The 12,144-nt window shown below is 71.1% G+C and carries 11 protein-coding genes; 7 read left to right on the plus strand and 4 right to left on the minus strand.

Going from position 1 to position 12,144, the window contains the following annotated elements:
- Window positions 1-15 precede the first annotated feature (15 nt).
- The 7 genes from rnpA (at window position 16) to QYM41_RS09395 (ending at window position 7,422) form a co-directional block, all read left to right on the plus strand.
- Entirely contained in the window at window positions 16-420 is a 405-nt protein-coding gene (rnpA, locus tag QYM41_RS09365) for a ribonuclease P protein component (protein ID WP_368799474.1), read from the plus strand.
- Entirely contained in the window at window positions 417-857 is a 441-nt protein-coding gene (gene yidD, locus QYM41_RS09370) for a membrane protein insertion efficiency factor YidD (RefSeq protein ID WP_368799475.1), read from the plus strand. The genes rnpA and yidD overlap by 4 nt, the downstream gene beginning before the upstream one ends.
- Entirely contained in the window at window positions 854-1,840 is a 987-nt protein-coding gene (gene yidC, locus QYM41_RS09375) for a membrane protein insertase YidC (protein WP_368799476.1), read from the plus strand. Before yidD ends, yidC begins: the two co-directional genes overlap by 4 nt.
- Window positions 1,841-1,925: 85 nt before the next feature.
- A complete protein-coding gene (locus QYM41_RS09380) occupies window positions 1,926-2,582 on the plus strand; it encodes a Jag family protein (RefSeq protein ID WP_368799477.1) in 657 nt (218 codons plus the stop codon).
- Window positions 2,582-3,253, plus strand: a complete 672-nt coding sequence (gene rsmG / locus QYM41_RS09385; protein WP_368799478.1) for a 16S rRNA (guanine(527)-N(7))-methyltransferase RsmG — start codon at window positions 2,582-2,584, stop codon at window positions 3,251-3,253. Before QYM41_RS09380 ends, rsmG begins: the two co-directional genes overlap by 1 nt.
- Window positions 3,254-3,576: 323 nt before the next feature.
- Entirely contained in the window at window positions 3,577-4,473 is an 897-nt protein-coding gene (locus QYM41_RS09390; RefSeq protein WP_368799479.1) for a ParA family protein, read from the plus strand.
- A gap of 1,623 nt (window positions 4,474-6,096) precedes the next feature.
- Window positions 6,097-7,422 (plus strand): ParB/RepB/Spo0J family partition protein, encoded by a 1,326-nt coding sequence (locus tag QYM41_RS09395; RefSeq protein WP_438612578.1) that lies wholly within the window; start codon window positions 6,097-6,099, stop codon window positions 7,420-7,422.
- Window positions 7,423-7,671: 249 nt separating this feature from the next.
- Here QYM41_RS09395 and QYM41_RS09400 read toward each other — a convergent pair whose 3' ends face one another.
- From QYM41_RS09400 to QYM41_RS09415, 4 genes are all read right to left on the minus strand, one after another.
- Window positions 7,672-8,880 (minus strand): peptidoglycan-binding protein, encoded by a 1,209-nt coding sequence (locus QYM41_RS09400; RefSeq protein ID WP_368799481.1) that lies wholly within the window; start codon window positions 8,878-8,880, stop codon window positions 7,672-7,674.
- A gap of 118 nt (window positions 8,881-8,998) precedes the next feature.
- Window positions 8,999-9,334, minus strand: a complete 336-nt coding sequence (gene trxA / locus QYM41_RS09405; RefSeq protein ID WP_368799482.1) for a thioredoxin — start codon at window positions 9,332-9,334, stop codon at window positions 8,999-9,001.
- Between the two features lie 135 nt (window positions 9,335-9,469).
- Window positions 9,470-10,501, minus strand: coding sequence for a thioredoxin-disulfide reductase (gene trxB / locus QYM41_RS09410; RefSeq protein ID WP_438612574.1), 1,032 nt, complete (start codon window positions 10,499-10,501; stop codon window positions 9,470-9,472).
- A gap of 132 nt (window positions 10,502-10,633) precedes the next feature.
- Window positions 10,634-12,112 carry a hypothetical protein gene (locus QYM41_RS09415; protein WP_368799483.1) on the minus strand — a complete coding sequence of 493 codons (1,479 nt, stop codon included), beginning with the start codon at window positions 12,110-12,112 and terminating at the stop codon, window positions 10,634-10,636.
- Window positions 12,113-12,144: the final 32 nt, after the last annotated feature.

The following is a 12,144-nucleotide window of genomic DNA, read 5'->3' on the forward strand; positions in this document are numbered from 1 at the left end:
CGCAGGAGCGGGACCGTGCTGCCTGACCAGCACCGGATCCGGACCTCGGTCCAGTTCTCGGCCACCACGCGTTCCGGCGCCCGCAACGGGCGCCGGAACGTCGTCGTCTATGTGCGCCCCACCGGCGACGAGCAGCCGGCCCGCTTCGGGTTCGTCGTCTCGAAGGCCGTGGGCAACGCCGTGCGCCGCAACAAGGTGAAGCGACGCCTCCGGGAGCTCGCCCAGACCACGGTCAGGCAGTCCCCGTACGGTTACGACGTCGTGGTGCGCGCACTGCCGCCCGCCGCCGGCGCGGACTGGGCGGAACTGGCCGCCGACTACGCGAAGGCGTGGCGGACGGCGTCCTCGCGCGCCGGGCTCCCCGGGACCACGACGACCGCACGAGACCGACGACCCGCACGGGAGGAGCCGGAGTCATGAGCGAGCACGCTCACGCGCCCGAGGACCTCCTCGCGGCGGCTCCCCACGAGTTCGTCCGTCCGGCGTCGGCCTGGCAGGTCCTGTGGTTCCTGCCGCAGAACGCGCTCATCGCGGGTCTCAAGCTCTACCGGACCATCGTCTCCCCCCTGTACGGGGACGTCTGCCGGTACTTCCCCTCCTGCTCCGCCTACGCGCTCGAGGCCGTCACGGTGCACGGCGCCGTGCGCGGCCTGGGCCTGAGCGTCCGCCGGCTCCTCCGCTGCCACCCCTGGGCGGCGGGTGGGATCGACAGGGTCCCGGACGGCGGTCGGGTGTTCCCCGACCTCGCGTCCCGTCCCCGGATCGTCCTGCTGAACCATCCCACCCCTGCCGAGCGCCACCCGCACCACCCCGCCGGGGGCACCGGTCCCGCGGCCCAAGGAGAGCCTTCCCCATGAACCTGTTCGAAATGATCCTCTTCCCCTTCAGGTGGGTCGTCTCCGCCGTGCTGTGGGTGTTCCACGAGCTGCTCACGGCCGTCGGGATGGACCCCGCCGCGGGCATCACCTGGGTGCTGTGCATCGTGGGCCTGACCCTGGTCATGCGCACGCTGACCATCCCGCTGTTCCTCAAGCAGATCAAGTCCATGCGCGGCATGCAGGAGCTGCAGCCGGAAATGGCCAAGCTCCAGGCCAAGTACAAGGGCAAGAAGGACCAGCTGTCCCGGCAGGCCATGGCCCAGGAGCAGATGGAGCTCTACAAGAGCCACGGCTCGAACCCCTTCTCCGCCTGCCTGCCCATCCTCGTCCAGATGCCGATCTTCTTCGGCCTGTTCCAGGTCCTCAACGGCGTCCCGGGCTCCGCGGCGGCCGGCGAGGGCGTGCACGTCCTGAACGCGGCCACGGTCCAGTCCTTCAACGAGGCGACGTTCTTCGGGGCCCCGCTGTTCTCCACGCTGCTCAACCCGGGCGACGGCAACCACGTGGCCACGATCCTCCTCGCGGTCGTCATGATCATCGCGATGTCCGCCTCGCAGTTCTTCACGCAGAAGCAGCTGACGGCCAAGAACATGAGCGAGACCGCGAAGGCCTCCCCCATGTACCGCCAGCAGCAGATGATGCTGTACCTGTTCCCCCTGGTCTTCGCGATCGGCGGCATCAACTTCCCCATCGGCGTGCTCATCTACTGGACCGTCTCCAACGTCTGGTCCATGGGCCAGCAGTGGTGGGTCATCCGCAACAACCCCACCCCCGGCTCGCAGGCGGAGCAGGAGCTCAACGAGCGCCGCGCCGCCAAGGGCCTTCCCCCGGTCGGCAAGACCCAGGAGGAGCACGAGGCGGAGATCGAGGAGCAGCGGGCGCGGGCCGCCGCCGGGCAGCGCCAGCAGCCGGTCGGCAAGAAGCGCCAGAGGCAGCAGGCGAAGCGGAAACAGGCGAGATGACCCCGGCCGATCCATCCGGCCCGACCCCCTCCCCGCGCGGGGCCGGCGTGCCCGGCCCCGCGCTCCCACGGCCCCAGGAGACGACATGACCGACATCCGGCAGACCACCGAGGACGCCGAGCACGGACGGCACCCCGTGCCGGACGACGACGCCGGGCACGGCGCACGGACCGCGACGGACGCGGCGCCGCCCACGGAGGAGCACGGTGCCCCGGCACCCGAGCAGGAGCCGGGCGGTGACCGTGCGGCCGAGGACGGCGGCGGGACCGACCCGCTCGAGGAGGAGGGCGAGATCGCCGCCGACTACCTCGAGGAGCTGCTGGACACCGCTGACCTCGACGGTGACATCGACATCGAGGTCCGGGACGGGCGCACCTATCTGTCGGTCGTGGCCGACGGGGACGACGCCGATGGTCTCTCGGTGCTGATCGGCGAGGACGGCGAGGTCCTCGAGGCCCTGCAGGAGCTGCTGCGGCTCTCCGTGCTCGCGGCCACCGAGCGCCGCTCGCGCCTGGTGCTGGACATCGGCGGCTACCGCGCGCGCCGGGCGGGCGAGCTCCAGGAGCTGGCCGTGGCCGCCGTGCGCGAGGCGCGGGAGACCGGGGAGCGCGTGCACCTCGACCCCCTGTCCGCGTACGAGCGCAAGATCGTGCACGACGTGGTGGCTGAGCAGGGCCTGATCAGCGAGTCCGAGGGCGAGGGAGCGGCACGGCACATCGTCGTGTCCGTTCCCCGGACCTGATGTCCGAGGAGCTGCGCCCCTCCCCCGCCCCGCAGGAGCCGCCCGTCCCCGACGAGCAGGAGCGGCGGGCCGCCGAGCAGCTGTTCGGCGATCGGCTTCCCCTGGCGGAGCGCTACGTGGCGCACCTGGCGTCCTCCGGGATCGTCCGGGGCCTCATCGGCCCGCGGGAGGTCCCGCGGCTGTGGAGCCGCCACGTGCTCAACTGCGCCGTCGTCGAGGAGCACATCGCGCGGGACGCCCGGGTGGCGGACGTCGGGTCGGGAGCCGGCCTGCCGGGTCTGTGCCTGGCCCTGGCCCGCCCCGACCTGCGGATCACGCTCATCGAGCCGCTCGAACGACGCGTGCAGTGGCTGGACGAGGTCGTCGCCGACCTCGGCCTGACCGGCGTCAGGGTGCTGCGCGCCCGCGCGGAGCAGGCCAGGGACGAGGTCGGCGAGGTGGACGTGGTCACCGCCCGGGCCGTGTCGGCGCTCGTGGGTCTCGTGGACATCACGCTGCCGCTGCTGCGGGGCACCGGAGAGCTCCTCGCCCTCAAGGGACGTTCCGCGGCCGACGAGGTCCGGAAGGCACAGAAGAAGCTCGACCGCCTCGGGGTCCGGTCCACCGAGATCCTCACGGCCGGACAGGACCTGCTCGCGGAACCGACCACCGTGGTGCGGGTCCGGCTGTGAGCCGGCGCCACCGCCCGGCCCGGCGTCGGCGGTAGGCTGGGAGGAGTGTGCCACGGGCTGGGCGCCGAGCGCGGCCCCGGGCCGACGGCGACCTGACCTGCGGCGTGGCCCCAGGCACCCCTCCTCCGCGGGGGGCGTGCTCCGACGGAACGAGTTCGAGACGAACCGGGAAGGTGCGCAGTCAGATGCCGATCGACGACGGCGCGGCAGGTCCGCGAGGCTTCGACGCCGATTTTCCCCCCGATCCGCTGGATCAATCGATCAAAGTTGTTCCTGATCGGGGTACTCGTGTTTCACGTGAAACGAACGGACAGCTGCCGACAATGACCACAACGATGGCGGAGGACACGCCGCTGGGGAGGAAGCTCGTGGAGGAGACCAGGCGACGCGCCAGGCTGAAGAAGGTCCAGCTGGAGAAGCCCGCCGCAACGCGGATCTTCACGATCAGCAACCAGAAGGGCGGCGTGGGCAAGACCAGTACGTCGGTCAACCTCGCCGTGGCCCTCGCGCGGCAGGGGCAGAACGTGCTGGTCATCGACAACGACCCGCAGGGGAACGCGTCGACGGCCCTGGGGGTGGAGCACAGCTCCGACGTGGACAGCACCTACGACGTGCTCATCGACGAGATGCCGATCGCCGACGTGGTCAAGCCCTCCGTCGAGGCGGAGAACCTGTGGGTGGTGCCGGCGACCATCGACCTGGCCGGCGCCGAGATCGAGCTGGTCTCCATGGTGGCGCGTGAGCACCGGCTCCGTCGCGCCCTCGAGGCCTACGCGCGCCGCCGGGAGGAGGACGGTCTCCCCCGGCTGGACTACGTCTTCATCGACTGCCCGCCCAGTCTCGGGCTGCTGACCCTCAACGCGTTCGTGGCCGCGACCGAGGTGCTGATCCCGATCCAGTGCGAGTACTACGCCCTCGAGGGCCTGAGCCAGCTGCTCAAGAACATCGAGATGATCCAGAAGCACCTCAACCCGGAGCTGGCGGTCTCCACCATCCTGCTCACCATGTACGACGGACGGACCAACCTCGCGTCGCAGGTGGCCGAGGAGGTGCGCAACCACTTCCCCTCGGAGGTCCTCGAGACCGTGATCCCCCGCTCCGTGCGGATCTCGGAGGCGCCCAGCTATCAGCAGAGCGTCATCAGCTACGATCCCAGCTCGACCGGCGCCCTGTCCTATCTGGAGGCGGCGGCGGAGATCGCGCTGCGCTCCCAGCGCTGAGCCCGAGTCCGGCCCACGACGTCCACGGCGCCCGCCTCCTGTCGGAGGCGGGCGCCGTGCCGCTCCGGTCGTCGGCTCCGTCCCTGGAGCGGAGCCGTGCACTCCCCCATCCGACGGGGCGGACGTCCTGGGGCCGGCCGTGGCCGTCGCACGAGTCGGCGCCTGGACGATGGTGCGAGCTGCACGCTGCCGCCGTCTCGCCACAGGACCGCCCGGTCGTGCCGCTCGTGGTGCCGAGTCGCGCGACGCGTATCCATGGGCTGCCCGGGCGGGCTGCCGCGTGGGCTTCCGTCCCCGCTTCGATCGACATTGCGTGTGCTGCTGTTTCACGTGAAACGATCGCCGGCTCCGCCGCGGGGGCACGTGCCCGTCCCAACTGCGGCCGGCGGAGGAGGTCGGCTGGTTTCACGTGAAACGGTACGTCTGGGCTCCGGCGGCACGCTTCGTCGACGCGGCTCGCGGTGGGGGGTCGAGAGTCCATGTCATCGGCGCCGTTCCACGTGAAACCGTGCCGTGTGGCCCACTGAGGGGTAAGGCCTGGATTTCGTCCGAGTAGATGGTCATCGCGGCGGGCAAGAATGACGATGACCTGTGTTTCACGTGAAACGCCCCATCCCTGATCCACGGTTCGCCTTCCTGGTACCTCGACGCCTCACGGCCCTGGAGTTTGGCTGTCTCGATGCCTCACTACGTCACTACCGCGCTGCCCGGATGCCGCACTGCCGGTGCCTCGAAGCCTCGAAGCCTCGAAGCCCCGAAGTGCCGATGCCCCGAAGCGCCAATGCCCCGAAGCCCCAATGCCTCGAAGCCCCAATGCCTCGAAGCTCCGAAGCTCCGAAGCCCCGAAGCCCCGAAGCCCGCTGTGCGGGTGGGCGGCCGCGCGAGGAATCCTGCGGGGCCCTGCTGACGATCACCATGGCACCGCCTCGCATGGCTCGGATCGAAGCTGTCCTGTCGAGGGACGCGTTCTGCGTCCAACAGACCGGCCACTCGGATGGTCCTCCCCCGCCCGAATCGGACCCTCGTCTCCCCCTGCTCCGCTAGAATTGTCCGGATTGCCGGGCGAAGGAGAGGAACACCGTGAGTGAACGACGACGTGGTCTGGGTCGAGGACTGGGGGCGCTGATCCCGAGCGCGCCGCCGGCGGAGGCCGCACCCGAGGCGACGACGACATCGCGCACGAAATCGCCGTCCGCTCCGGCTCCGGAGAAGACCGAGTCGGTCCCCGCAGCTCCCACGCCCTCTGCTCCGGACGCGAACCTGCAGGAAGCGCCGCGGAACGGCGGCACCACGGCCGAGGTTTCACGTGGAACGGAGGAGTCGGCATCCCGGGATCAGGACAAGTCGACCCTTGAGACTATCGATGAAGCCCATCCGACCACGGTCGCGCGTAGAAGTGCCGACACGCGCCAGGATGCCGATGACCCCGCGGAGAGCGCCGAGACTTCTCGATCCACGGAGGGAGCGTCGTTGCGATCGGAGCCGGCCGCTCGGACCAAGCGCCCCGGTTCTGGCACCCGCGGCAAGAACGTCAGTCCCGCGGCCCGGCAGAAAGCTTTGAAGGCACGGATGGACATGGGCGAGGCGCTGCGGAACACCACGCTCGTCAGCCGGCCGTCCGACATGTTCTTCCTCCCCTCCGCGACCCCGGACGACGAGGACGGAACGGCCGCCACGGCAGAGTCGACGGGCTCGGACGCGGACACCGGGTCCGATGTTTCACGTGGAACAGCGCAGCGGCGTGCGCAGTCCAGCGACGGTACGCCCGGGACACCGCACTCCACGAGAACTGCTGGGACGAAGGATGCCGGTGCGGAGTCCGCATCGGCGGCGGTTCCCTCCGCCGAGGCAGAGGAGTCCGACGGAGGGGCGGCGACGGCCTCGACCAGGGAACGGGACACCACTGGAACAACTCGGGAGGAACTCGGGTCCGCTGTGTGGGTGGACAGGGCCGCGGGGACCGGGGGAAAGGACGAATCCTCCGCCCCCCGTGTTTCACGTGAAACGACCTCGCGCGCGGCGCGTCAGGCATCCTCGCCCGTCTCCACGGAAGCGGAGAGTCCTGTCGGGGCGCGGAACGCGAGCGACGGCCCCAGAACGGACGATGAGGCTCCGGACCTGGCCGCCGTTCCCGGCGCCACGTTCGCCGAGATCCCCGTGTCCGCGATCCATCCCAATCGGAAGCAACCCCGGCAGGTCTTCGACGAGGAGGAGCTCGCCGAGCTGGCCTACTCGATCGGCGAGCTGGGCGTCCTGCAGCCCATCGTCGTCCGGGCGAGCCGCGAGGACGGTGAGCAGCACTACGAGCTCGTCATGGGCGAGCGCCGGTGGCGGGCCACGCAACGGGCGGGACTTGCCACCATTCCCGCCATCGTGAGGGAGACCTCCGACGACGACCTGCTCCGCGACGCGCTCCTGGAGAACCTGCACCGCAGTCAGCTGAACCCCCTGGAGGAGGCCGCGGCCTACCAGCAGCTGCTCGAGGAGTTCGGCACCACGCAGGAGGAGCTCTCCCGCCGGATCGGCCGCTCGCGGCCCCAAATCAGCAACACCATCCGCCTGCTCCGCCTGCCACCGCTCGTCCAGCGGCGGGTGGCCGCCGGCGTGCTCTCCTCGGGACACGCTCGTGCCCTGCTCTCCCTGCAGGACCCCGCGGAGATGGAGCGCCTCGCCCAGCGCATCGTCGCCGAAGGGCTCTCGGTGCGGGCCACGGAGGAAGCCGTGCAGCTGGCCGGCGCGGGGGAGCGCCCGGCTCCGCGCAAGGCGGTGCCGGCGGGACAGCACAAGGAACGGCTCGACTACATCGCGGAGGCCTTCGCCGACCGGCTGGACACGAGCGTGCGGATCGCCCTCGGAGCGCGGAAGGGCAAGATGACCATCGAGTTCGCCTCGGTGGAGGACCTCAACCGCATCATCGAGGTGCTCGACCCCGGCATGGATCGCCACTAGCCAGACGACCCGACGGGCGACGACGCCCCGGCGTTCCACGTGAAACATCTCCACTTGGAACGCCGGGGCGTCGTCGTCGGACACCGGCTTCAGGAGCAGCCCCCGTCGGCGGCCCGCCTCCTCAGCTACCGCGGGTCCCCGTCACCGCGGACCACTGCCGTCACCGATCTCCATCGCGGCGGATCTCCACCGTCGCTGGAATCAACCGCTGCGGCACTTCGTGGCCGTTGAGTCCTGCGGCCGTTGTCCTCAGCGGCCGTTGTACTCCGCGACGTCGTCGACGCTCATGGTGCCGGTGGGCACGTCGTCCTCCGCCAGCAGGAACATGCGCTGCAGGCCGAAGACGACCGCCTCGGCGAGGTGGTTGCGGTGCTCGGGATCCGCGAGGGCCGCACGGTCCATCGGACTCGAGAGGTAGCCCAGGTCAAGCCAGATCGTCGGTGCGTCGTGCTGCCGCAGGAGGTCCCACTGCCGGGCGTGGGTGCCGAGGTCGAGGGCCCCGGTCCGGGCCACCATCTCCTTGAGCACCAGCACCGCGGCCCGCTCGCCGATGGGGGAGTAGATCTCCGAGCGGTCCTGCTCGCCCCAGTAGTAGGAGGCGACGCCGCCGGCCGCGGGGGAGGAGTTCCAGTCGCAGTGCAGCGTGACCACCACGGTGTCCGAGCGCTCCTCGGTCACCAGTTCCTGCACAGAGCCGACGGTGTGCACCGGTTCACCGCGGCGGTCGCGGAGGTCCTGGGCGGGGGAGAGGATCGCCGGCTCGGCGCCGATCTCGTGCAGCAGCTCGAAGGCCCGGAGCGCGACGTCCTCGGTGATGGCGTCCGCGCGGTCGCGGAAGTCCGGTGCGGCGGCGGCAGGCGGCTGCTGCCCCGCACCCCCGGACGGGACGAGCACCACGGAGCGGCCCCGCAGCGCCGACGTGGCGCGCTCGAGGCGGTGGTACTCGCGCAGCGAGAAGGCCTTCGAGGAGGTGATGTTCTTGTTGATGCGGGCGAGGGCGGCAATGGTCTCGCGGTCCACCACCCCGGTGCTCGGGAGGCCGAGGCTCTGTTGGAGCTCCTTCACGGCGTGGTGCGTGCTGCTGCCGAAGACGCCGTTGAGGTGCCCGTAGTAGAAGCCCAACCGGGAAAGGTTGTGCTGGAGCATGCTGACGTCGTCGCCGCGCAGCGGGCGGTCGTCGTCGAGGTAGAGAGGGCGGTCTCCGAGGGCGTACTGGGCCTCGTTGAGGCACCGGTCCGTCTCGGGGCCCACCAGGCCGTCCACGATGAGCCCCCGCTCCTGCTGGAAGGCACGCACGGCCGCGTCCACGTGGTCGTCGAAGTAGGACGGGTTGTTGACGTCCTGCGGCGCGAGATAGGCCACGGTCACGCCGGCCCGCAGCAGGCGTTCCCGCAGGCTCACCACCCGCCGGCTCGTCATGGTCCGGCGGAGCATCGGTTCGGTGTCGTCGTTGTTCACGGGTGTCCCACGGGTCGTCGGGCGGTCGGCACGGTCTGGCGGACAGCGCTTCGTCCGCCCCTCCCGCTCAGGGGAGGGACGGACGAGGCCGGGGTGCCGAGGATGGCGGTGGAGGAGGTCAGTTCCCGGCGCCGAGGTAGTCGGCGAACTCCTTCTCGAGGGCGCTCTTCGGCTTCGCGCCGATGGCCTTCTTCACGACCTCGCCGCCGGAGAAGAGGTAGATGGCCGGGATCGAGGTGATGCCGTACTGGGAGGCCACGGCGGGATTCTCGTCGACGTTGAGCTTGACGACCTCGATGGCTTCCGCGTGCTCGGCCGCGATGGCGTCGAGCACCGGGCCGACCATGCGGCAGGGGCCGCACCACTCGGCCCAGAAGTCGACGATGACGGGCTTGTCCGACTCGAGGACCTCGGTGCGGAAGTCCGCGTCGGTGACGTTCTTGGCGGCGCTCATGGTTCTCCTTGTCCGGGCGGCGGGCTCGCGGTCGGCGAGCACGGGCCGCTCTGGGATAGATGTGGGTGGGGCGGATCTGTTCCGATTATGACCCATGCCGGCCGGGGCGCCGGTGGGCGTCCCGGCCGGTCGAGCTCAGCTGTGCAGCACCGAGCGGTCGTGCAGGGCGGCGAGGTAGTGCTCCGCGTCCACGGCGGCGACGCACCCGGAGCCCGCTGCCGTGATCGCCTGGCGGTAGGTGCCGTCCACCACGTCGCCCGCGGCGAAGACCCCGGCGAGGCTCGTGGTGGAGCTGCGGCCGTCCACCGCGATGGTGCCGTCCACGGTGAGCTCCAGCTGGTCCTTGACCAGACCGGTGCGCGGGTCGGAGCCGATGGCCACGAACAGCCCGGTCACCGGCAGCTCCGAGGTCTGCCGGGACTCCGTGTCGCGGACGGTGACGGAGCGGACCTTGTCCTCGCCGTTGATGCCCACGACCTCGGCGTTCCAGAGGACCTCGATCTTGGGGTCGTCGAAGGCGCGCTGCTGCATGATCTCGGAGGCGCGGAAGCTGTCGCGCCGGTGGATGATGGTGACCTTGGAGGCGAAGCGGGAGAGGAACGTGGCCTCCTCGAGGGCGGAGTCGCCGCCGCCCACCACGGCGATGTGCTGCTCCTTGAAGAAGAAGCCGTCGCAGGTGGCGCACCAGCTCACCCCGTGGCCGGAGAGCCGCTTCTCGTCCGGCAGACCGAGCTCACGGTAGGCGGAGCCGGTCGCCAGGATCACGGCGTGGGCGCGGTGCACCGATCCGTCCTCGAGGGTCACGGTCTTGACCTCGCCCTCGAGCTCGAGGGCCACGACGTCCTCGTAGCGGATGTCGGCGCCGAAGCGCTCGGCCTGCTGCTGCATGTTGGACATCAGCTCCGGGCCCTGGATGCCGTTCACGAAGCCCGGGTAGTTCTCGACCTCGGTGGTGTTCATCAGCTCGCCGCCCGCGGTGACGGAGCCGGCGAACACGATCGGGTGGAGGTTGGCGCGGGCCGCGTAGACGGCGGCGGTGTACCCGGCAGGGCCGGATCCCACGATGATCACCTCGTGGACGGTCTCGTCGTCCGCGCCGGTCGCCGGCCCGCCGGTCGAGGGGGCGAGGTTCAGGGCGTTGATCACGGGACCGAAGTCGGGGCTCACTGTTCTGCAGACCTTCCGTACAGGGAGCGGCCGGGCACGCCGACCGCAGGGACCACTGGCACAACGGGGTGCGCTCGGCGGATATTCCGGTGCCGGGCCCGTCCTGCCGGGCCCGGCGGGGGAGGGGAGGGCTCAGTCGAGCTGGATCTCGCCCACCCGGAGGCCGTAGTCGAACCCGGCGATGGGGTTCGTCAGCTGCGGCAGCTGCGTCCAGTTCACGATCACGTACGCGTGCTCCCCGTCCCGTGCCGGCGCGGAGAGCGGAACGGTGATCTCCGGGCCCGTGAAGGAGCCGGAGGCCACCTGCTCGGCGCCCTCCAGGGTCGGGGCGTCGTTGACGTAGACGTCGAACATCCCCCCGGAGCCGGCCGACTGGCTGAGCCGCACCGTCTCCACGGGTGCGGGCTCCTCGAGCTGGACGGCCAGGCCCACGCTCGGCGTCCGGTTGCCGAAGTTCTGGTCGGAGAACCCGTAGCTGATCCAGAAGGTGGAGGGATTGCCGTCCACGACCTGGTCCAGCTGGGCGTCCTGATCGGCCATGAAGCCCGGATCGCCGGGCACCAACCGGCTGACGGAGCTCGCCTCCGGCTCGGCGGCCGGGGCCTCCGGCTCGGGGCTCGGCGGGGCCGGCTCCGCCGCGGCCGGCTCCTCCACGGGCGCGCTCACGGCGGGCTCCGGGGCCTGCGCCCCGGCGAAGAGCCCGCCCAGCCGGTCGAAGCTGAAGACCACGGCGCCGATCAGCAGGGCCAGCAGCAGGACCAGGAGCAGCAGCAGGCCGCTGCCGCCCTTCCGGGTCCGCGGCGCGCTCTCCCGCTCCCGCGGCGGCGCGGCCGCGGCGGCGCGCTCCGGGCGACCGGCCGTGTCCGGCTCCCGGACCGCGGAGGTCCCGTGGGCCGGGTAGCTCTCGTAGCTCTCGTAGTTCTCGTAGCCGTCGTAGCGGTTGTCGCCGTCGTAGCCGGGGTCGATCTCCCTCCCGGCCGTGCGGACGGCCGAGGCCGCGGTGCCGCTCGCCGCCGCCCGGTCGAAGAGGGTGGACCGGGTCGAGGTCGCGCTGACCCGCACGGGCCGGCCCATCCGGGTGCGCACGGAGGGCGCGGGGGCGGCGTCGTCGTACGAGTCGTCGTCCCGCCACCGGGTGACCTTGGGCTGCGGGGCCGCGCCGCCGAGGTCGTCGGAGGGCTCGGTCGCGACCACCGGGGCCGGGCTGGTGGGATCCGGTTCCTCGTACACGTAGGAGCCGCTGCCGTTGCCGCGCGGGGCGCCGAAGATGTCGTCGCTGAGGGACTCGTCCTCGACCTCGTCCGGCTCCACGAGCAGGGAGTCGAGCATGTCGGCGGCCGGGGTGTGCGAGGTCACGAGGTAGGTGTGCGCCTCCGCCTGGCCCAGGTCCAGGATCTGGAAGGGGGCGCCGATGCTCCCGTTGGCCATGGACCGGGCGTTCTCCACGAGCAGGGACGTGTGCCGGTCGGCGGGCAGCAGGATCGAGACGCGGCGGCCGAGGATCTGGTCCTGTCCCTCGAGCACGTGGTCGCCCTCGGCGGTGGCCAGCACGTCGGAGACGACCTTGTAGCGGCCGCCGAGGACGGAACCGAGCTTCATCGGTGCGGGCACGTTGGCTCCCTGGGGGTCGGGAGTTCGCGGCG

Source organism: Kocuria oxytropis (genome assembly GCF_040981195.1).
GTDB classification, from domain to species: domain Bacteria; phylum Actinomycetota; class Actinomycetes; order Actinomycetales; family Micrococcaceae; genus Kocuria; species Kocuria oxytropis.

Excerpts from the sequence above, each read along its gene's own strand:
- trxA (WP_368799482.1), bottom strand. The coding sequence starts at position 9,334 with ATGAGCGCCGCCAAGAACGTCACCGACGCGGACTTCCGCACCGAGGTC.
- yidD (WP_368799475.1), top strand. The coding sequence starts at position 417 with ATGAGCGAGCACGCTCACGCGCCCGAGGACCTCCTCGCGGCGGCTCCC.
- QYM41_RS09380 (WP_368799477.1), top strand. The coding sequence starts at position 1,926 with ATGACCGACATCCGGCAGACCACCGAGGACGCCGAGCACGGACGGCAC.
- QYM41_RS09395 (WP_438612578.1), top strand. The coding sequence starts at position 6,097 with ATGTTCTTCCTCCCCTCCGCGACCCCGGACGACGAGGACGGAACGGCC.
- rsmG (WP_368799478.1), top strand. The coding sequence starts at position 2,582 with ATGTCCGAGGAGCTGCGCCCCTCCCCCGCCCCGCAGGAGCCGCCCGTC.
- QYM41_RS09390 (WP_368799479.1), top strand. The coding sequence starts at position 3,577 with ATGACCACAACGATGGCGGAGGACACGCCGCTGGGGAGGAAGCTCGTG.
- yidC (WP_368799476.1), top strand. The coding sequence starts at position 854 with ATGAACCTGTTCGAAATGATCCTCTTCCCCTTCAGGTGGGTCGTCTCC.